This is a genomic window from Streptococcus sp. HMSC063B03, assembly GCF_001836965.1.
In the GTDB taxonomy this organism is placed as follows: domain Bacteria; phylum Bacillota; class Bacilli; order Lactobacillales; family Streptococcaceae; genus Streptococcus; species Streptococcus pneumoniae_F.
Genome location: NZ_KV831045.1, coordinates 164,042 through 184,879, shown reverse-complemented (window position 1 = coordinate 184,879; position 20,838 = coordinate 164,042). Strand labels below are relative to the sequence as shown.

Here is a 20,838-nt window from a genome sequence, read left to right as displayed (position 1 = left end):
CGTTCCAAAGATTTTCTCAAGTTAGATAAATCTCATCTTACAGAGCTACTACTTCTTCAAAAAATTCACCAATAAGCTGATTAAACTCTTCAGGATGGTCATTCATAGGTTGGTGTTTGCTATCTGAAATCGTTACTTGACGCGCATTGGGATTTAAGGCAATGATCCCATCGTAGATCATTTTAAGGTGTTTGGGAAAATCGTTTTCGCCTCTTATTAATAGTATAGGAGGATTTCCATGATAACCCTCTATCTCATGGACAGCTAAAAAACCTGTGATTCCAAGGTTCAAAAAAACATCTCGCCCAGTTTCTATAATGGCCGTCTTGACTAATTCTCTTGTGATAGGATTATCTGTACACATTTTTGAGTTCTTATCTGCAATCAACTTCCAAGGAATCGTTTTGTACATAAGGGAACTATATTTTATACGATTTCTCTCTTTATCTGATAGGTAACGATGCTGTCCCCAACTATCTACCATGACCAAGGCTAGGACTCTTTCTGGATGGCGATAGGTGTACTCTTGAAGTGGATTCCCTCCCCAAGAATGACCAACCAATATCACCTTATCCAACTGGAAATAGAACAAAATAGCATCTACATCTTGAACAGCGCCTTCTAAGTCAGGTAGACCAACTTTCATAGGTGATTCACCCTGTCCTCTAACATTGACAAAATAGAGGTCAAATCCTTCAAAGGCATCATACTGGTGAGCCCACATCTGACTACGGCCACAAGCTCCATGATAAAAAATAATGTGGCCTTTATTTGTGTTTCCAGGACGATGATAAACAACCAAATCACAATCTACGACTGGTATAATGTGACGTACCAAAGTCTCAGGTTTCCTATTATAAAAAGCAATAGCTTCAGCTATATCATTTTGCTTCATTACTACACTCTCTCCCCTTTATCCTAGTATTATTCTTTTTATCTATTTTATCATGCTATATTAAAATCATCATTTTCTAAACTTAAATCCATTAAAAATTTTGAATCTTCTGTATCATTTAGATAAAGAAAAAGACTTCTAAGCAATCTTTACTTTTTTCTCATCAGATTCATTCCTAAAATTCCAGTAATAATCATAGTGGCTCCTATCACATGGTAACTATAAATTGGTTCGTGGAGTATAAGAGCTCCGGCTAGAATAGTCAAAACTGTTCCAAGATTCCCAAATACACTGACGGTTGATGCTCCAAGTCGAACAATAGCATAGATAGAGAGACTACCAGTAACGATAGAGGCTAGAATTCCCAAATAAAGAATTGAAAGCAGATAAGATACCTGTCCAAGTGGCGCAAAGTAAGCTAATATGTTGCCATCTAGATAGTGCGAGGTCAGACTCAGCGTATTAAAGGTGACGAAGCCAACAAATATCACAACAGCTGTCATATCCATAGCCCGATAGCGTCCTCCTTTGGACTTGCTAAGGATATTGTTTAGTGCATTGGCGAGAACAGATCCCAACATCAAGAGAAAGCCAAAGCTAGCAGTCTCAGTACCAAAGTTAGCTCCTTTACTAAGGAAGATGAAAACTACTCCTGCTACGGATAAAAATAAAAAGAACTTTTGAAGCAAGCTTGTCTTTTCCTTGAGAAAGGCCGATGCTAAAAGGAGCGTAAAAATCGGGACAAGAGCCTGTAAAATTCCAGCTTCAGAAGACGATATATACTGTAAAGCAAAGGATTGAAAAATAAAAAAGAGAAGAGGATAGAAAAGACTCATAGGAAGAATAGAAAGAATATCTTTTCTACTTAAACTCACTTTGATAAGTTTGGTTTGATGAAGAACGACCATTACTAAAGCTGCGATTGTATAGCGATGCGCTAAGTTAGTGAGAGGACTGGCATAGCCTAAAGCAATCTTAGTAAATAAAAAAGAAAATCCAATGATGGCTGAAAAGGATAAGGCAGCTAGGTATGCTTTTGTTTTCTCGTTCATAGATTGTTACTCCCTTAAAAAGTAGCTATCTCAAGATAGATCAACTAGAATTCTTTGAGACTATTATTCCATTGTAGCATAGTAAAATGCTAGATGCTATTTCTAGGATTTATATTTTTTGCCTACTATCACCGTTTATCTAGTTCATTGACTAAAAAATACTCTACAAGTCTAATCTGCTCTTCTCGTTCTTGTCTAACAAGTTCTAGCTTGTCTACCTCTTGGAGATTACTCACTTTGATAGTATAAACTGCCAGTTTCATTGTTTTCTATTTACTAGCTAGACCAATATAGGTGAAATCTTCTTTATATGAAAAAATCATTTCTTATTCTCTTAGAAGTTCTTCAAAAATCCTTCCAAATCACGTTCATGCTGATATTTGATAGCCGCCTTTTTATCTTTTTCAAAAATGGTCTTGGTTAGATCTATGTCGTTGATGGCCGCAATTGCGACGGTGTAGTGAATGATATCAGCCAGTTCTTTTGCTAGTTCTTCATTAGAATCCTGAACGCCCTCTTTTCTACCAGAACGACCATTCAAAACCTCAGCTACTTCTCCGACTTCCTCCACTAGCTTGATAAAAAGACCTTCCTCAGTCCGAGACTGCTGGTAATGTTCCAGTAAGTAGTCTTGTAATTGTCTAAACGTTAAATCCTTCATATCCTGCTCCTTGCAAAAAAAGCGAGACATTCGTCCCGCTCTTCTTATTTTTCGTCAATAACGATTCTTACTTTTTTGTCTTCAGTTGGGACAGAGTAGACAATCGTTCTTATCGCAGAAATAGTGCGACCCTTACGACCGATTACACGACCCACATCACTTTGATCAAGATCCAAATGATATTCCAAAAATTCTGGTGTATCTTCAATCTTGATAGTTAAGGCATCTGGTTGTGAAATCAAGGGTTTCACAATCGCAATAATGAGATTTTCAATCGTATCCATCTGTCAACCTACTTTAAACTTATTTTGAGAATTTAGAATCGTGGAATTTCTTCAATACACCTTCTTTTGAAAGGATGTTGCGAACTGTATCTGAAGGTTGAGCTCCATCAGCCAACCATGCAAGAACGCGGTCTTCTTTCAAAGTTACTTGATTTTCAGCAACAAGTGGGTTGTAAGTTCCAACTGTTTCGATGAAACGTCCGTCACGTGGTGAACGTGAATCTGCTACGTTGATACGGTAGAAAGGTTTTTTCTTAGAACCCATACGAGTCAAACGGATTTTAACTGCCATTTTTAAATTCTCTTTTCTTATTTTTTTTATTTCGGTGAAATAGCTGAGCTATTTAGCACATGTTCTATTATATCAGATTTCTGGCAGGTGTCAAGAAAAAAACTTGACAGACTATAAAATTTTTAAACCATTTATAAATTTGTTAGAAGTAGGAAATAAATGTTTGAAAGAGGCTATCAGTGAATACTATTTTAGAAACATTTTATAAAGACCACCAAGTCACGACCTTCATGACCATTTTTCAGAAGAAGAATTAGCTGGTCACTTTTCGATTCGTGGTTATATACTAACTCCAAAAGGAGAACCGGCACCCAAAGACCATCAAGCAATTATTGACCGCCATCCTAAAAAGAATCTTTAATCAACCAAGACAGGTTGATTTTTTTGAAAACAGTTTCTTAAAAAAAATTAATTATTTCACTTACGAGGAAAATTTTTTTATGATAGACTGATGTCTAATCAAAAAGAAATGGAGACTATAATGCCTAGAAATTTTAAAGAAGCTCTTTTATTTACAACACTAATGTGTTCCATGATGGTACTCGGTATGTCTATTTGGAATCTTTTTATTGTTGGTCAACTTTCACTACATCATTTAGCTCTTGGCTACATTCCTGGTTTTGTCACAGCTTTTTTATTGGATGTCATCCTAGTGGGACCAATTGTTAAGTCAATTGCCTTTCGTATCCTCAAGGACCATCATAAACGATGGCAGAAAATCATTACAATTTCTGGAGGAATGGCAGTTCTCATGGTCACTTTCATGTCTTTCTATGGACTTTTCTACAATGGCATTGCTATCACACCCCAGACCTATCTTAGTGCCTGGACCGTAAACTTTATTGCAGCTCTTCCTCTAAACTTCCTAATTGTCGGACCAATTGCCCGTTTTATACTAAGTTCTTTTCAGAAACCATTTACTGGGGAAGAAGAAGTTGAAGATTTTCAAGATGATGAAATCCCAACTATTATCTAAGCCATTTCTGTAAACTACTAACATTTGAAATCCACTTCCTTTTAGGGTACAATAGTAGAAATGAATTTTTGAGAGGAACAGTATGAAAAAACTAGCAACCCTTCTTTTACTCTCCACTGTAGCCCTAGCTGGATGCAGCAGCATCCAACGTAGTCTGCGTGGTGATGACTATGTAGATTCTAGCTTGGCCGCTGAGGAAAGCTCCAAAGCAGCAGCCCAATCTGCCAAGGAGTTAAACGATGCTTTAACAAACGAAAACGCCAATTTCCCACAACTATCTAAAGAAGTTGCTGAAGACGAGGCTGAAGTGATTCTCCACACAAGCCAAGGTGATATTCGCATTAAGCTCTTCCCTAAACTCGCTCCTTTAGCAGTTGAAAACTTCCTTACTCATGCCAAAGAAGGCTACTATAACGGTATTACCTTCCACCGTGTCATCGATGGCTTTATGGTCCAAACTGGAGATCCAAAAGGAGACGGTACAGGTGGTCAGTCCATCTGGCATGACAAGGATAAGACTAAAGACAAGGGAACTGGTTTCAAAAACGAGATTACTCCTTATCTCTATAACATCCGTGGTGCTCTTTCTATGGCTAATACTGGTCAACCAAACACCAATGGTAGCCAATTCTTCATCAACCAAAACTCTACAGATACCTCTGCTAAACTCCCTACAAGCAAGTATCCAAAGAAAATCATCGAAGCCTATAAAGAAGGGGGAAACCCTAGTCTAGATGGCAAACACCCAGTCTTTGGTCAAGTGATTGACGGTATGGATGTTGTAGATAAAATTGCCAAAGCCGAAAAAGATGAAAAAGACAAGCCAACGACTGCTATTACTATCGATAGCATCGAAGTGGTGAAAGACTACAATTTTAAATCATAAAAACCAAAAAAATACAGTATCCACATTCGGTACTGTATTTCTTTTACTCTCATTCTTAAGTTAAATTATTAAAATCCCAGATTTGGTCCATCCAGCCTTCATAGAAGTCTGGTTCGTGGCAGACCATAAGGATAGACCCCTTGTATTCTTTGAGAGCACGTTTGAGTTCATCCTTGGCATCCACATCCAAGTGGTTGGTCGGCTCGTCCAACACTAAAACGTTGTTTTCACGATTCATCAAGAGACAGAAACGAACCTTGGCTTGTTCCCCACCTGACAAAACCTGAATTTGACTTTCGATATGCTTGGTTGTCAAACCACAACGGGCAAGGGCTGCACGAACTTCTGCTTGGTTGAGAGCTGGAAAGGCATTCCAAACAGCCTCTAGTGGTGTTTGACGATTGCCACCTTCTACTTCTTGCTCAAAATAACCAAGTTCTAGGTAGTCACCACGTTCAACTTCCCCAGCAATTGGCGGAATAATGCCCAAGAGAGACTTCAAGAGAGTTGTTTTCCCGATACCATTTGCCCCGATAATAGCAACCTTTTGATTACGTTCAAAGGTAAGATTTAAAGGCTTGGTCAGAGGACGATCATAACCAATTTGCAAATCCTTGGCTTGGAAAATAAAGCGCCCTGGTGTACGAGCCGTTTTGAAATCAAAGGATGGTTTTGGTTTCTCACTTTGCAGTTCGATAATATCCATCTTATCCAATTTCTTCTGACGAGACATAGCCATATTACGAGTTGCAACACGCGCTTTGTTTCGTGCGACGAAGTCCTTGAGGTCGGCAATTTCTTTCTGCTGACGTTCGTAGGCTGCCTCTAGCTGAGATTTCTTCATAGCATAGACTTCTTGGAACTGGTAGTAGTCACCAGAATAACGCGTCAGCTGTTGATTTTCTACATGGTAGACAATATTAATCACATCGTTCAGGAATGGAATATCGTGCGAAATAAGGACAAAGGCATTCTCATAGTTTTGGAGATAGCGCTTGAGCCAGTCAATATGCTCAGCATCCAAGTAGTTGGTCGGCTCGTCCAACAGCAAGATATCGGGCTTTTCAAGGAGGAGTTTAGCCAAAAGCACCTTGGTTCTTTGTCCACCTGACAAAGAGGTTACATCTGTATCCATGCCAAAGTCCATGACACCAAGGGCACGCGCTACTTCGTCAATCTTAGCATCCAAGGTATAAAAATCACGACTCTCTAAACGGTCTTGAAGTTCTCCCACTTCTTCCATGAGAGCATCAACATCCGCTCCGTCTTCAGCCATTTCCATATAGAGGTCATTGATACGAACTTCCGCTTTGAACAGCTCATCAAAGGCTGTACGGAGAACATCACGCACCGACTGTCCTTCTTCCAAGACAGAATGTTGGTCCAAGTAACCTGCCGTCACATATTTAGACCACTCAACCTTCCCTTCATCTGGCAACATCTTACCAGTCACGATGCTCATAAAGGTTGATTTCCCTTCACCATTAGCACCGACCAGACCGATATGTTCTCCTTTGAGAAGACGGAAGGACACATCTTCAAAAATTGCACGGTCACCAAAACCATGACTCAGATTTTTAACTTCTAAAATACTCATTTTAATTCCTTATCTTGTTTTTATGTAATCGGTTATAGAGGAACCAAGCCAGATAGCCGCCTAAGGTATTGGTCCACAAATCATCAATCTCAAAGACGCGATTAAAATCAAAGAAAAAGTCCAAGACTAACTGCGTACACTCAATTCCAAGACTCACTAGAAAACTAAAAAGTAGCACTTTTTTTGTTTTCCGCAAGTTTGGAAGGAGATAAAGGAGTTGGAATACCAAAGGAAAAAGCAAGAAGACATTGAGGATATTTTGTAAAAAAATCCAAGATAATTGTCCTACATCACTCACTTCGCCCAGTTTCCAAAAAGAATTGAAAGGAGTCAAAAGAAAAACCAGGCGTCCAAGATGCTGAATACCTGGAGTTTCCACTCCCACGGGAGATTGTTCTTGAGGAGTAAAGCAAAAGTAGATGATACAAATACTATATAAAATAACTCCCCAGACCAAAACATGATTATAAGTTTTCTTCATCATTAAGGATTGACTGCTGCGACTGCTTTCTGGCGGTCACGTTTCATTGTATTAGAACGCAATTGTCCACAAGCTGCATCAATATCAGTACCATGCTCTTGACGAACAACACAGTTAACACCTTTTTTCTTAAGCGTATCATAGAAGGCCAGGACGCGCTCTTTAGGACTACGGCTATATTGGTCATGCTCACTAACTGGGTTATAAGGAATCAAGTTTACATAAGACAATTTCTTGATATTCTTGAGCAATTCAGCCAATTCCAAGGCTTGTTCTACACCATCATTAACTTCATTGAGCATGATATACTCAAAGGTCACACGGCGATTGGTTGTTTCGATATAGTACTCAATAGCCGCAAAGAGTTTTTCAATCGGAAAGGCACGGTTAATCTTCATGATGCTTGAGCGCAGTTCATTATTAGGTGCATGAAGGGAAACGGCAAGATTGACCTGAACTCCTTCATTAGCAAAATCACGAATTTTATGGGCCAAACCTGAGGTTGAAACCGTAATGTGACGAGCACCGATGGCCATTCCTTTGTCATCATTGATAGTACGAACGAAATTCAAGACATTGTTGTAATTATCAAATGGTTCACCGATACCCATGACAACAATATGGCTGACGCGTTCGTCCTGACCACGCTCATCAAAGTATTTCTGAACCAGCATGATTTGCGCTACGATTTCACCGTTATTGAGGTCACGTTGTTTCTTAATCAAACCAGAGGCACAGAAGGTACAACCGATATTACAGCCGACCTGAGTGGTCACACAGACAGATAAACCGTAATATTGACGCATGAGTACTGTCTCAATCAGCATTCCATCTGGCAATTCAAAAAGATATTTAACTGTCCCATCAGCAGACTCTTGAACGATACGTTGTTTCAAGGGATTGACCACAAACTGGTCATTAAGCTTAGCAATCAAATCCTTGGAAAGGTTGGTCATCTCTTCAAATGACTGGACACGTTTACGGTAAAGCCATTCCCAGATTTGATCTGCACGGAATTTCTTTTCTCCCTGCTTCAAAACCCATTCCTGCATGGTTTGACGTGTTAAACTATAAATTGACGGTTTCATTTCTTCTCCTTATTCTCTACTCACTTCTGACGAATGACAAAATGACGTTGCCCCTTGTCCTCTTTCTGAGAATGCTGGTCTTTCTGACGACGTCTATTTTTCTTATCTGCATTCGGTTTTCGTTTGGTTTGAGTCGGTTTCTTTCCTTTTCTAGAAGGCTGTTCTTCTTCCTTCTTACGCATTTTCTTGTCAAATGATGCTCGCTTAGGAGCTTCATTTTCTAAGACAAAATAGGCACAACCATAACTACAATACTCTAAAAGGTAGTCTTGTAAACGACTGATTTTTTCAAGTTTTTCTTCTGTTCGATTATCCTTATAAAAACCTCGTAGGCGAAGCTGTTCGTTGCTCCAGTCTCCCACTATATAATCAAACTTGGTTAAGACTTCTGAAAAGCGCTGATTAAAAGCCGTCACATCAAAGGCATCCTTGATATTTTCCACCAAGGAAAAAGCTATCCCTTCCGTTTCAACCTTGTCCCCGTGTAAATGGAACTCAGGACCAGGAAACTTGTTATAGTTGTATAATTCAGGTGCAATTTCTTTTCGCATAGATATCCTTTTTTCACGATTACTTAATACTTTATTTTACCATAATTTCTAGCAGTTAGCACGTTTCTCATAAAAATGAAAAAAGTCTGACGATTTTGTCAGACCAAAATAATATAACCTTAAAAAGAGAAGAACAATTCTTCCCTCCAACTATCATTATTTAGCAGCTGCGTACAATTCATCTACTTTGTTCCAGTTGATCACTGAGAAGAAAGCCTTGATGTAGTCAGGACGCACGTTGCGGTATTTCACATAGTAAGCATGTTCCCAAACGTCCAAGCCCAAGATTGGTTTTTTACCTTCTGAGATTGGTGTATCTTGATTTGCTGTTGAAGTCACTTCAAGTTTACCTTCTTTGTTGACAACCAACCATGCCCATCCAGAACCGAAACGAGTTGTTGCTGCTGCAGTGAAGGCTGCTTGGAATTCTTCAAATGAACCAAATGTTGCATCGATTGCTGCTGCAAGTTCTGCTGAAGGAGCTGTTTTTTCAGGAGTCATCAATTCCCAGAAAAGCGCATGGTTCAAGTGTCCGCCACCATTGTTAATAAGCGCTTGACGGATATCAGCTGGGATAGATTCTACATCAGCAAGCAAGGCTTCAAGATCTTCACCGATTTCAGGGTGTTTTTCAAGAGCTGCATTGGCATTGTTGACATAAGTTTGATGGTGTTTGTCATGGTGCAAGTGCATTGTTTCCGCATCGATGTATGGTTCCAAAGCGTCGTATGCATATGGAAGATCTGGTAAGATAATAGCCATCTGTAATACCTCTTTTTCTTTCTATATGAAAATGATAACGCAAACATTCACTTTTTTCAAGTTTTTTGCTTATAGATAAGGAAATCACTGAAATATATTCTAATAATACTCTTCGAAAATCTCTTCAAACCGCGTCAACGTCGCCTTGCCGTAGGTATGTTACTGACTTCGTCAGTCTTATCTACAACCTCAAAACACTGTTTTGAGCAGCCTGCGGCTAGTTTCCTAGTTTGCTCTTTGATTTTCATTGAGTATAAAACAAGCAAATCAGCAAGAAACCCACGACAAGATAATCCTGACGCGGGTTGTAGTTTCAAAAAAATATCAATTTACCTGACTAGCAATCTGTAGGAGTGCCTTTTCAAAAAGGAAACCTTTTTCATAAAGACCTGTCTTAATCTGATAGTCTGTCTCAATCAAATAAGAAATAGCTTGCTTCAAAAAGCTCAAGGAAAGTCCTCGTGAATCCCTCAGCGCAAACTTGATTTGATAGGGATTAGGATTGCGTCCGAGAAAACTTCCTAGACTACTTGCAATCTGCGATTCTGTTTGCCCAGACTCCGACAAAATTTTCACCTGAGTAAAAGTCCGAAATTGTCCTAGCATGACTGCAATCAACTTGATTTCATCTTCACCTTGCAAGGTCAAATCTCTAACCAAATCTCGCGCCTGGTCCATCTTTTTAGTCAGAATAAACTGAGTTAAATCAAAAATATTGTCCTGCAAGGTCTTGGGAATTGCGTTAACAATATCCTCTTCCTCGATAACAGAGTCTTCTTTATAGGACTGTAAAAAGAGGAGATTTTTCTGGACTTCGCTAAATTGAAAACCCGACTTGACGAGAAGATTTTCAAAAGAATGATTGGCAAACTGCATACCTTGTTTCTGGCTCCACTTTTGGAAATACTGGCGCAATTCTTGTTCTTTTGCTTCTACTGCATCAAAGACCTTGGCATCACGCTTAAGTAATTTTACCAGCCGTCTTTTACTATCCAGTTTTCCTTCTGCAAAGATTAACAACTTGGTTGTTGGTGAAGGGTTATCAAGGTATTCTTCGAACGACTTGAGCTCATCATCTGTCAAAAAGCGCTTTTTAGCAGTCGTGATATCGACAAAATGATCCAATATTACGATTTTCTCATCCGCAAAGAAAGGAAGGCTGACCAACTCCAGTTCTACATCCTTATAAACCACTTCTTTCATATCAAAGTAGGCAAAGTTGAGGTCTGCAGAATCATAACCAATCTGTTTCAACACTTGACTCTTCATCACTTCAAACTGACCCTGATCTGTCCCTGTAAAAAGGCTCAGGCTTGGTAAATTTGATAAAGTCAAGTTCTGACTTTCTTCGATAGCTAGCATCTTCTCTCCTTTCTTCTGATTTTTTAATGAATTTAATCGATATAGCGCAATTTCCCACGGAAATCTTCTAGGCTCTCGTACCCTTTTTCCGCCATGATTTCTTTCAGTTCATTAGTAATGCGTTCAAAAGCACTGACTCCTTCTTTGTGAAGAGTGGTTCCCACCTGCACCATACTTGCTCCACAGAGGATATGTTCAAAGGCATCACGACCAGTCAACACGCCACCTGTTCCGATGATTTGAATTTGAGGATTTAAGCGTTGATAAAAGGCATGAACATTAGCTAGAGCAGTCGGTTTGATATACTCACCACCAATGCCACCAAAACCATTTTTAGGACGAATAACGACAGACTCATCTTCTATATAAAGGCCGTTTCCGATAGAGTTGACGCAGTTGACAAACTTAAGAGGATACTTATTGAAAATAGCTGCCGCTTGGTCAAAGTGAACAATATCAAAATATGGTGGCAATTTAATTCCTAAAGGTTTGGTGAAGTAGGCAAATACCTCTGCCAAAATTCGGTCTGTTGTCTCAAAATCATAGGCAATCTGAGGTTTACCTGGAACATTTGGACAGGAGAGATTTAGCTCAGTCAGACCACGAAACTCACTCTCTTGGACTTTTTTCAAGATAGTATGGGTTTCCTCTGGAGACATGCCGACTAGAGATAGGAAGAAAGTTCGGTTTGGCTCTTTTTCCTGCAAGTCCAAAAGATAGTCCAAATAATAGTCTAAGCCATTATTCGGCAAGCCCATAGAGTTGATGGAACCAAGGGGAACATCTTGATAGCGTGGCTCAGGATTTCCCTGACGGAAGTCCAAGGTCGCTGTCTTAGTCACAAAAGTTCCTGCCGCTGAATTTTTAACGCCCTCTAACTCTGCTATCGTCATACAAGCCACACCTGCTGCATTCATCAAACAATTGTCAAACTCAAAACCAGCAATTTGCGTTTTCATTGATACCATGATTCTGATCCTCCAGATTCCTTTTATTTCTAATATTATACCATATTTTCAGCTTTTCTCTTTAAGAAAGGCATTTATAAGAAAAACGTTCGTTTTTTATCCACTTTCAAAAAATTCCAATTTCAAACAACCCCAAAAATCAAATTGAAAGAATTTTTAGAAAATTTTTGTTTTTCTCTTTACAGTTAAAAAAAATTCTGCTATAATGACACACATAATTAAATTAGAATTTAAGGAGAACGATATGACATCTGCTAAAGAATATATCCAAAGCGTGTTTGAAACTGTAAAAGCTCGTAACGGGCACGAGGCTGAATTCCTCCAAGCTGTTGAAGAATTTTTCAACACTTTAGAACCTGTATTTGAAAAACACCCTGAGTATATCGAAGAAAATATCTTGGCACGTATTACTGAGCCAGAACGCGTAATTTCTTTCCGTGTTCCTTGGGTTGACCGTGATGGAAACATTCAAGTAAACCGTGGTTACCGTGTTCAATTCAACTCAGCTGTTGGACCATACAAAGGCGGACTTCGTTTCCACCCAACTGTTAACCAAGGGATTTTGAAATTCCTAGGATTTGAACAAATCTTCAAAAACGTCTTGACTGGACTTCCTATCGGTGGAGGTAAAGGTGGATCAGACTTCGATCCTAAAGGTAAAACAGATGCTGAAGTGATGCGCTTCTGCCAAAGCTTCATGACTGAATTGCAAAAACACATCGGACCATCACTTGACGTACCTGCTGGTGATATCGGTGTTGGTGGACGTGAGATTGGTTACCTTTACGGTCAATACAAGCGTCTTAACCAATTTGATGCTGGTGTCTTGACTGGTAAACCTCTTGGATTTGGTGGTAGCTTGATTCGTCCAGAAGCAACTGGTTACGGTTTGGTTTACTACACTGAAGAAATGCTCAAAGCAAATGGCAACAGCTTTGCTGGTAAAAAAGTGGTTATTTCAGGTTCTGGTAACGTTGCTCAGTACGCGCTTCAAAAAGCAACCGAACTTGGTGCAACAGTTATCTCTGTATCGGACTCAAATGGTTATGTCATCGATGAAAATGGTATCGACTTCGATCTTTTGGTTGACGTTAAAGAAAAACGTCGCGCTCGTTTGACTGAGTATGCAGCTGAGAAAGCAACCGCTACTTATCATGAAGGTTCTGTATGGACTTACGCTGGTAACTACGATATCGCTCTTCCATGTGCGACTCAAAACGAAATCAATGGTGAAGCAGCTAAACGTTTGGTTGCTCAAGGAGTTATCTGTGTATCTGAAGGTGCCAACATGCCAAGCGACCTTGATGCCATCAAAGTCTACAAAGAAAATGGTATCTTCTACGGACCTGCAAAAGCTGCCAACGCTGGTGGTGTAGCCGTTTCAGCTCTTGAAATGAGCCAAAATAGCCTTCGCCTCTCATGGACTCGTGAAGAAGTTGATGGACGTCTCAAAGACATCATGACAAACATCTTCAACACAGCTAAAACAACTTCAGAAACATACGGTCTTGATAAAGACTACCTTGCAGGAGCTAACATTGCTGCCTTTGAAAATGTAGCAAACGCTATGATTGCACAAGGTATTGTTTAATACTTGAAAAAAGTTAACAAAAAGCAACAGCTAGACAGTTGTTGCTTTTTGTGTTTTAAAGAAAATAAACTTGCTAGGTTTTAGAAACAATATCAAAATAGCTATAAGATAATAGCATTTCGATTATCTTAAAATCAAGAAACTATAAAAGTTTTACTGCAAGTTGCACAGGTCAATTCAGTTCCAATGACTCCATCTGTTGGCTTATGACAAGTAGGACAATAAACACGTTTCGCTGATAATCGATAAGATAACTCATCTCGCAATTCTTTCCCCTTAATTTCAATAACATCCTCACCTTGTTCTTCAAACTTAAGAACTGTTATCAAAGCTTTATCATATTGTTTCATACGCGGCTGTTTCAAAAATAAAAAAGATGATATAAGCAAAAATAGGAAAAATAAAACAAACAAAATTGTAACTATTAAAAGCCAGATAAAGTAGAAATCATAAAGTAAACCTTCTTTTTTTCCTAAAATCCATCTTATGTAGTTATCAATGTACTGATAAAATTTCAATCCGGTGACAATACATATGAAAGATACTATAGGATAAACAACCTTGGAAATGATTAAACGATAGCGTCTCATTTATATTTCCTTTCTAGATAACCATGCACCACAATAATCACATGATTTACCTTGCCCTAGGTCAAGCAGATTCTCACCACTACATGATGGACAAATAACGGGATATGTATTTTTGTTAATCTGGTGCTTTTCAAATAAAGTGAATAAAGCTTGTATTTGATTTCGTTTCTTGACTTCTTCTTGTCTCCTAGACTCACAATAAGTCATTACCAAAATTAAAATCACACTAAGCAAATACCAAGGAATTAAAAGAAATAAAAATCGAATAGACCATTCCCTAGATTTTTCATATTCAAAAAATGATGATAAAATGATTAAAACAAGCATTTGAAGTAAATTCTTCTGTTTTAATTTCTTCAAGGAAAAGGAATCTTTAATTGTTTCTCGAAACAAATATAAAATAACTAAAGCAACTGGCACAAAGGTAACATTTTGAAATGATAAAAATAAAAAACTGATAACAACGGGAATTCCAATAGATTTTGCCAAAATTATAAAATCAAGATTTTTCAATATAAAGATTCTTGGTTCATCATCTATAGAAAAGATAGCAAGTGATAAAACTACAAAACAGAGTATTACTATATTTGAAATTAACCAATGAAAGCCTTTTTTCCAATTATTCTTAATATACTGTTTCACCTATCTTCTCCTCTAGTTGCTATATATTCTCTATAAAGAGCTTTCCCATTATATATCTCATCCAAAGCTTTGACTTTAATTTTTATATTTTCTAAAATACCAAAGCTATAAAATGCAAAGGAAGACAAAAAGAAACCTGATAAAGAAAAAATAATAGGAATCAATATTGAGAAAATCGGCCTACCATGTTCAAGAAATAGAGTTATAGCCCATAGTGAAAGAAAAAATGTTGCACTTGTTAATCCCATAAAAAGTATACTTAATAAACGAAATACTTGGTACATCCAAAATATCCTCCTGTCATAGAACTTGTCTAAGTAATCCCTTACTCTTTTAAAAAGATTTCCTAATATCTTTCAGGGAATCATTGTATTTATTCATACATTTCCATACTTAGAATTACATAAATTGAATGATTTAAAAATACAAACAAAGAAATCATAGTTTTCAAATTTCTAAGAAAAAGGGAAATTCTGGCAATACCAGACTTCCCAAATAAAACAAAAGTAAATTTGAAAATGTAAAAAATCAAAGATTAAAGATAATGCTTAAACAAGATTGATATAAAAATGATTTTTCCAATAATTTGAATTATCTTTCGTGCCCGCAATTAGAACAAAAGTTTGCTCCTTCCAAAAAAGCAGTCCCGCATTGGCTACAAAACTTAGCTAAGCCTGTTTCTCCTTTGAGGTCAGTTTGATGCTGTTTAACATCTTTGTCAAATGAATTCCTATCTTCAATCTGATCCACCAAGTTGCTAAATTTAGCTCCCAAGGAAAGTCCCATAGCTATTTCCACGCCTGCTCCCATTAGATTTCCTGCAGAATCATTATTTTTTGCTGCCTCTTCTAAAAGATCAAATTGTCTCTCTTCTTGATAAGTATACTCTTCAATATCTCTACCAGCCTGCTTGCTTTTGGCTTCCAAAATTTGCTTGTGGAATTTAAAGATTTCTCTATATCCATTGCTATTCTGATTTACCTTTAAAGCCTCAATGTTAAATTCCTCAATACTAATTCCATATTTAGAAAAATGGCTGGATAAAATAGCTGACAAAGCAACAGACATATCAAAACTGTGCATCTCAATATCAAGAATTGGAATCTTATGGTTGTATATTACTTGTGAAATAGCTGAACTAATCAACCCACTAACAGTTTGTCTAAACCGTTTTTGTAAAATAGGAGCTGTTATAATATCGGGGTGACTTGGCATAAATTCTAATATAAAAGCTTCTAAGTCTACAATTCGAGGAATGAAATTCCCATGTATTTTCAATTCTACAGGAATATCACTTTCTGGATCTCGAACCATTATAGGAGAAGAAGTTCCCCATCCAATCGGTTGTAAATCATACATATTCACAAACCACAAAAACAATGAGTCAGACGAAATACCTCCACTTAGAAAGTTTTTTATTCCTGAAACTACTTGAATATCATATCCTTCAATCTTATGTTTACCAGCATCATAAGTAGTTACTGCTCTTCCATTTGAAAACAATACAGCACACTGACCAGGGTTTACAATTACAGTTGCTCCTATCTTGATATTCGTTTTAGGATGTCTCCAAGCAAGTATATTCCTTGTATCTTCACCTTCATAACGAATAACATCAAACAAATTTAATGCCATCTTTTCTCCTCTAAAATGAAAACTATAAATTATAAGATTAATCTTCCATACCTATATTACTATTATATAACCCATTTATTGAAAAGGCAACTCATACTTATAAATTATTATCTTTGGAGCAATCCCCTATATAAAACAAGAAAAACCGCTAGTCCTAAGAATAGCGGTTTAATCATGTTTTTAAGCTACTAATGTAGTTGCTCTATTATTTAAGAGTAACTGAAGCTCCAGCTTCTTCCAATTTAGCTTTGATTTCTTCAGCTTCTGCAGTTGCAACGCCTTCTTTAACAAGTGCTGGTGCACCGTCCACAAGTTCTTTAGCTTCTTTAAGACCAAGACCTGTGATTTCACGTACAACTTTGATAACGCCAACTTTTTTGTCGCCTGCAGATGTCAATTCAACGTCGAATGAATCTTTAGCAGCACCAGCGTCAGCAGCACCAGCTGCAGCAACAGCTACAGGAGCAGCTGCAGTTACACCAAATTCTTCTTCGATAGCTTTTACAAGGTCGTTCAATTCAAGGATTGAAGCTTCTTTAATTTCAGCAATAATGTTTTCAATGTTCAATGCCATTGTTATTTCCTCCAAATATGTTTTAAATTTATAATAGATTTCGTAGCTAGGCTACGCTGCGTAGCTTAAGATTAAGCTGCGTCTTCTTTGTTGTCTGCAACCGCTTTGACTGCAAGAGCAACGTTGCGCACTGGCGCTTGAAGTACAGAAAGGAGCATAGAAAGAAGTCCTTCGCGGTTTGGAAGAGTTGCAAGAGCAAGAATCTCTTCTTTAGATGCGACAGCGCCTTCGATTGCACCACCTTTGATTTCAAGTGCTTCAGCGTTTTTAGAAAAGTCGTTCAAGATTTTCGCTGGTGCGATAACATCTTCGTTAGAAAATGCTACTGCAGATGGTCCAACAAATACTGATGCAAGTTCTTCAAGACCAGCTTTTTCAGCTGCACGACGCAAGATTGAGTTTTTAATCACTTTATACTCAACTTCACTTCCACGAAGCTCACGACGAAGAACTGTATCTTGCTCAACTGTCAAACCACGAGCGTCTACAACGACGATAGATGCAGCAGCTTTCATTTTTTCAGCTACTACGTCAACTAGTTCCGCTTTTTTAGCAATAATTGCTTCACTCATTAGTGTGTTCACCTCCGTTATTATTTTGCTTGGGGAAATTTTTCAAAAGAAAAACGCGCCCAAACCTAGACACGAAAGTACAATACGCTTCTTTTTACATGATACGTTTTGTCCTCGGTAGGATACTTATGAGTCGAGCTCCCCTACTGTCTTAGGCAGTTTTTTCAAACCGTATATAAGTATAGCATAGTCAAAAAAAGAATGCAAGATTTTTGCAAACTTTTTTTAAAATTTTTTCGTGATTTTTCTTCTAAAGTTCTACTGTCAGGACTTGACCTTGCTTAACAACCTGTTCTCCAGCGATATAAACATCATCAACATCACTGGATTTAACAGCATAGACGAGATGAGAAAGCATATTTTCCTGAGGTTGGAGATGAATTTTCCCTTGTGGTTGAATAACGAGAAAATCTGCTTGCTTGCCGACTTCTAGACTTCCTATCTGATTTTCCATTCCTAGAACCTTAGCCCCTTCGATTGTCAGTGCCTTGAGGGCTGTTTCGATCGGAAATTGGCTGGCATCTCCACTTTTCATCTTCTGAAGAAGGGCTGCTGTTCGTCCTTCCTCAAACATATCAAGGTTGTTGTTGGAGGCAACCGAATCCGTCGCAATTCCGACTGCTACTCCTGCTTTTTGCAGTTGAATGATAAGAGCAATCCCTGATGCCAATTTGAGATTACTGATAGGATTGTGGGCAATAGACACTTGAGAAGTTGCCAAGCGTTCAATTTCTCGATCGTTTAATTCGACCCCGTGAGCAAAGATGGAAGGATGATCTAAGTAACCCAGTTCTTCTAAAAAGTCTAGAGGACGTTTGCCGTATCGTTTCAGTATAATTCCTGACTCCTCCTTGGTCTCCGCAACATGGATATGGATAGGAATATTCAACTCTTTTGCCATATCTAAGCTTTCTGCCAGCAAGTCTCTACTACAGCTGTAGGGAGAATGTGGGGCTACCATCACCTTGAAATTTGGATTTTTATATCCAATAATTTCTTCAATGATTGCTCGAGTTCTGCTTATAGTTTCAGCAGTTGTCTCTGCCTCTGAAGAAAAGAGGGTCGGTGAGAAATAACAACGCATCTTGGATGCCTTGACTACCTGATAAACTCGCTCAATATCCACTCCATTGGGATTGTACATATCGTTAAAGGCTGTTGTTCCTGACTGGAGCATTTCTGTCAGCGCTTCTTGGACTGCCTTGGTAGTCATATCTGGAGTAAACTCAGCTTCTGCAGGCCAGATATAGTCATTGAGCCATTCATGGAGGTTACTGTCATCTCGGATCCCTCGCAAACCTGTCATAGCAGAATGGGTGTGGCAATTGACCAATCCAGGCATAATCCAGGCTCCCTGATAGTCTATAATCTGCTCAGCTTGCTCTAAAATCTCTGGCTTCTCTTGACCAACATAGAATATTTGAGAATCCTTAACGGCTAAGATTCCATTCAAATAAACATGGAAATCTTGGTCACAAGTCACGATATTTACATGCTGATAGACTTTCATTCTAGGCTCCTTTTCTATAAGACAATTTACAGTGAATAATTTTTCTAGTTATTGTAACAAAAAAGTTACCCTAAGGCAACTTTTAGTGTCATTAAGACTTTAAAATAGTTATGAATGGCTTATTCAGAGCTAAAAGCTACAGCCTTTTGCATTTGGTAATACTTACCTTTTCTAGCCATGAGATCTTGATGATTTCCATGTTCCACGATATCGCCATCCACCAAGACTAGAATCAGATCTGCATCCTGTATGGTAGACAAGCGGTGGGCAATAATAAAGCTTGTTCGCCCTTTCATGAGTTTGGCAAAGGCATCCTGTACCAGCACTTCTGTCCGCGTATCAATGGAGGACGTCGCCTCGTCTAAGATAAGAATCTTAGGAATGGTTAGAAAAACTCGGGCGATTGTCAAGAGCTGGGCTTGACCGACAGATAGTGATTCTCCTGCATTTTCCAACTTGGTATCGTATCCCTGTGGCAACTGTTGGATGAAAAAGTCTGCATTGGCTGCCTTTGCAGCAGCAATCACTTGCTCCCGACTGGCTTCAGGATTTCCAAAGGCAATATTGTCATGAATAGTTCCTTGCTTGAGCCAGGTTTCTTGGAGTACCATGCCAAACTGCTGTCTCAATGATGCTCGGGTATAATCATAAATAGATTGCCCATCTAACAAGATATCTCCTGAATTAATAGGGTAAAAACGCATGAGGAGATTGATAAGAGTTGATTTTCCAGCACCAGTCGGACCAACAATAGCTACCTTGCTACCAGCTGGAATGTAAATAGATAAATCCTTAATCAAGATCTTTTCAGGATTGTAACCAAAAGAAACATGTTTAAAGGAAATAGCTCCCTTGACTTGGTCACTGGTCAAGATTTCCTTACCTGTTTCAGCAACCTCAGGACTTTCTAAGACAGCATAGACGCGCTCTGCGCAAGCGAGAGCACTTTGCAACTCGGCTAAAACAGAAGAAATATCATTAAAGGGCTTGGTGTACTGTTGAACATAGTTCAAAAAAGTCACTAAGCGTCCAATGGTCAAGGTAGAGCCTATCATGATACGATAAGCTCCCACTCCAGCTAGAAGGGCATAAATGAGCGCATTGACAAAGCGAGTCGAAGGATTAACCGTTGAAGAATAAAAGATGGCCGACTGCGAATAGCCTGCGTAGTTGTCATTAGCCTCATGCAGTCTTTGGATAAACTCTCTTTGAGCATTAAAGGATTGGATAATGGTCTGCTGGCTAAGCGATTCTTCAATCAACTGAGTCTGAATTCCCCTCGTCTCTGTTTGCTTCTGAAAGAGATGATAGGAGCGTTTAGCAATAAAGCGTGAAATCACCATAGACAGTGGTGTCAACAGCAAGACCAAGAGAGTCATGAGGAGATGAATTTGGATCATAGCTAGAATACTAACCAAAATCATCAAGACACCAATAAAAAATTGGTTAAAAATCATGATCAAGCCAGCTGCCAACTGTTCTATATCCGTGGTTACACGACTAACCATCTCCCCACTGCCTTGCCGATCCACAAAGGCAATCGGTAAACGATGGAGTTTATGGATGATTCTCTCTCGCAAGTCTTTGGTATAAGAGAAAATTAGGCGATTATAGAGGAGAGGGTTGACCCACTGCACAAGGGTATTTCCTATGACCACCAAGATCATTTGGAGAAAAATCTGCCAAAAAACTGGTGAAGAGCCAACCAATAGGACTTGGTCGATGACCTGCCCAATCAAGATAGGTAGGTAGATTGATAAGCCAACCTGGGCAATAGTTCCTAGAAAGGCTAGGAAAAGGAGGAAGGGATGGCTTGCTAAATCCTTAGCCAAACGTGAGAGTGTTTGATTTGCAGTTTGTCGTCTCATA

The 20,838-nt window shown here is 38.6% G+C and carries 23 protein-coding genes and 1 other annotated feature; of the genes, 3 read left to right on the top strand and 20 right to left on the bottom strand.

Features of this window, described 5'->3' with window-relative positions; all coding sequences use genetic code 11:
- Nucleotides 1-37: 37 nt before the first annotated feature.
- The 5 genes from HMPREF2628_RS05665 to rpsP all read right to left on the bottom strand — a co-directional run bounded on the left by HMPREF2628_RS05665 (nt 38) and on the right by rpsP (nt 3,184).
- The gene (locus HMPREF2628_RS05665; protein WP_070842587.1) at nt 38-895 is read right to left on the bottom strand and encodes an alpha/beta fold hydrolase; all 858 of its coding nucleotides are present in this window, start codon (nt 893-895) and stop codon (nt 38-40) included.
- Nucleotides 896-1,044: 149 nt separating this feature from the next.
- Nucleotides 1,045-1,947 carry a DMT family transporter gene (locus tag HMPREF2628_RS05660; RefSeq protein ID WP_070842586.1) on the bottom strand — a complete coding sequence of 301 codons (903 nt, stop codon included), beginning with the start codon at nt 1,945-1,947 and terminating at the stop codon, nt 1,045-1,047.
- A gap of 334 nt (nt 1,948-2,281) precedes the next feature.
- Nucleotides 2,282-2,608: a MazG nucleotide pyrophosphohydrolase domain-containing protein gene (locus HMPREF2628_RS05655; protein WP_070842585.1), complete on the bottom strand. Its 327-nt coding sequence runs from the start codon at nt 2,606-2,608 to the stop codon at nt 2,282-2,284.
- A gap of 44 nt (nt 2,609-2,652) precedes the next feature.
- Complete coding sequence (kphA, locus tag HMPREF2628_RS05650; RefSeq protein ID WP_000379617.1) at nt 2,653-2,892, bottom strand: RNA-binding protein KphA; 240 nt, start codon at nt 2,890-2,892, stop codon at nt 2,653-2,655.
- 19 nt (nt 2,893-2,911) lie between these two features.
- The gene (gene rpsP / locus HMPREF2628_RS05645) at nt 2,912-3,184 is read right to left on the bottom strand and encodes a 30S ribosomal protein S16 (RefSeq protein WP_000268760.1); all 273 of its coding nucleotides are present in this window, start codon (nt 3,182-3,184) and stop codon (nt 2,912-2,914) included.
- A 763-nt stretch (nt 3,185-3,947) separates the two neighbouring features.
- Here rpsP and HMPREF2628_RS05640 point away from each other — a divergent pair.
- A complete protein-coding gene (locus HMPREF2628_RS05640) occupies nt 3,948-4,160 on the top strand; it encodes a DUF2798 domain-containing protein (RefSeq protein ID WP_070842626.1) in 213 nt (70 codons plus the stop codon).
- An 82-nt stretch (nt 4,161-4,242) separates the two neighbouring features.
- On the top strand, nt 4,243-5,046 hold the full coding sequence (locus tag HMPREF2628_RS05635; RefSeq protein ID WP_023946405.1) for a peptidylprolyl isomerase: 804 nt from the start codon (nt 4,243-4,245) through the stop codon (nt 5,044-5,046).
- Nucleotides 5,047-5,101: 55 nt separating this feature from the next.
- Here HMPREF2628_RS05635 and HMPREF2628_RS05630 read toward each other — a convergent pair whose 3' ends face one another.
- The 7 genes from HMPREF2628_RS05630 to HMPREF2628_RS05595 form a co-directional block, all read right to left on the bottom strand.
- Nucleotides 5,102-6,643, bottom strand: a complete 1,542-nt coding sequence (locus HMPREF2628_RS05630) for an ABC-F family ATP-binding cassette domain-containing protein (protein WP_070842584.1) — start codon at nt 6,641-6,643, stop codon at nt 5,102-5,104.
- Between the two features lies 1 nt (nt 6,644).
- Entirely contained in the window at nt 6,645-7,127 is a 483-nt protein-coding gene (locus HMPREF2628_RS05625; RefSeq protein WP_070842583.1) for a VanZ family protein, read from the bottom strand.
- Nucleotides 7,127-8,212, bottom strand: coding sequence for a dual-specificity RNA methyltransferase RlmN (rlmN, locus tag HMPREF2628_RS05620; protein ID WP_070842582.1), 1,086 nt, complete (start codon nt 8,210-8,212; stop codon nt 7,127-7,129). The genes HMPREF2628_RS05625 and rlmN overlap by 1 nt, the downstream gene beginning before the upstream one ends.
- Nucleotides 8,213-8,232: 20 nt before the next feature.
- On the bottom strand, nt 8,233-8,763 hold the full coding sequence (locus tag HMPREF2628_RS05615) for a YutD family protein (protein ID WP_070842581.1): 531 nt from the start codon (nt 8,761-8,763) through the stop codon (nt 8,233-8,235).
- Between the two features lie 156 nt (nt 8,764-8,919).
- Entirely contained in the window at nt 8,920-9,525 is a 606-nt protein-coding gene (gene sodA / locus HMPREF2628_RS05610; protein ID WP_000974733.1) for a superoxide dismutase SodA, read from the bottom strand.
- A 324-nt stretch (nt 9,526-9,849) separates the two neighbouring features.
- Complete coding sequence (gene holA / locus HMPREF2628_RS05600) at nt 9,850-10,887, bottom strand: DNA polymerase III subunit delta (protein WP_070842579.1); 1,038 nt, start codon at nt 10,885-10,887, stop codon at nt 9,850-9,852.
- Nucleotides 10,888-10,919: 32 nt separating this feature from the next.
- Nucleotides 10,920-11,855 carry a dihydroorotate oxidase gene (locus tag HMPREF2628_RS05595; protein ID WP_070842578.1) on the bottom strand — a complete coding sequence of 312 codons (936 nt, stop codon included), beginning with the start codon at nt 11,853-11,855 and terminating at the stop codon, nt 10,920-10,922.
- A 244-nt stretch (nt 11,856-12,099) separates the two neighbouring features.
- Between HMPREF2628_RS05595 and gdhA the strand changes: the two genes are divergently transcribed.
- The gene (gene gdhA, locus HMPREF2628_RS05590) at nt 12,100-13,446 is read left to right on the top strand and encodes an NADP-specific glutamate dehydrogenase (protein WP_070842577.1); all 1,347 of its coding nucleotides are present in this window, start codon (nt 12,100-12,102) and stop codon (nt 13,444-13,446) included.
- A 134-nt stretch (nt 13,447-13,580) separates the two neighbouring features.
- Here gdhA and HMPREF2628_RS05585 read toward each other — a convergent pair whose 3' ends face one another.
- From HMPREF2628_RS05585 to HMPREF2628_RS05550, 8 genes are all read right to left on the bottom strand, one after another.
- Nucleotides 13,581-14,036, bottom strand: coding sequence for a hypothetical protein (locus tag HMPREF2628_RS05585; protein WP_070842576.1), 456 nt, complete (start codon nt 14,034-14,036; stop codon nt 13,581-13,583).
- Nucleotides 14,037-14,678: a hypothetical protein gene (locus HMPREF2628_RS05580; protein WP_070842575.1), complete on the bottom strand. Its 642-nt coding sequence runs from the start codon at nt 14,676-14,678 to the stop codon at nt 14,037-14,039.
- A complete protein-coding gene (locus tag HMPREF2628_RS05575; protein WP_004259684.1) occupies nt 14,675-14,962 on the bottom strand; it encodes a hypothetical protein in 288 nt (95 codons plus the stop codon). Before HMPREF2628_RS05575 ends, HMPREF2628_RS05580 begins: the two co-directional genes overlap by 4 nt.
- Nucleotides 14,963-15,269: 307 nt before the next feature.
- Nucleotides 15,270-16,313, bottom strand: a complete 1,044-nt coding sequence (locus tag HMPREF2628_RS05570; protein ID WP_049551704.1) for an SPFH domain-containing protein — start codon at nt 16,311-16,313, stop codon at nt 15,270-15,272.
- A gap of 205 nt (nt 16,314-16,518) precedes the next feature.
- Complete coding sequence (gene rplL / locus HMPREF2628_RS05565; protein ID WP_001196965.1) at nt 16,519-16,887, bottom strand: 50S ribosomal protein L7/L12; 369 nt, start codon at nt 16,885-16,887, stop codon at nt 16,519-16,521.
- A gap of 71 nt (nt 16,888-16,958) precedes the next feature.
- Nucleotides 16,959-17,459: a 50S ribosomal protein L10 gene (gene rplJ, locus HMPREF2628_RS05560; protein WP_004259693.1), complete on the bottom strand. Its 501-nt coding sequence runs from the start codon at nt 17,457-17,459 to the stop codon at nt 16,959-16,961.
- Between the two features lie 38 nt (nt 17,460-17,497).
- Nucleotides 17,498-17,633, bottom strand: a sequence feature (ribosomal protein L10 leader region).
- A 76-nt stretch (nt 17,634-17,709) separates the two neighbouring features.
- Complete coding sequence (locus HMPREF2628_RS05555; protein ID WP_070842574.1) at nt 17,710-18,969, bottom strand: TRZ/ATZ family protein; 1,260 nt, start codon at nt 18,967-18,969, stop codon at nt 17,710-17,712.
- 119 nt (nt 18,970-19,088) lie between these two features.
- Nucleotides 19,089-20,837: an ABC transporter ATP-binding protein gene (locus tag HMPREF2628_RS05550; RefSeq protein ID WP_070842573.1), complete on the bottom strand. Its 1,749-nt coding sequence runs from the start codon at nt 20,835-20,837 to the stop codon at nt 19,089-19,091.
- Between the last annotated feature and the right edge of the window lies 1 nt (nt 20,838).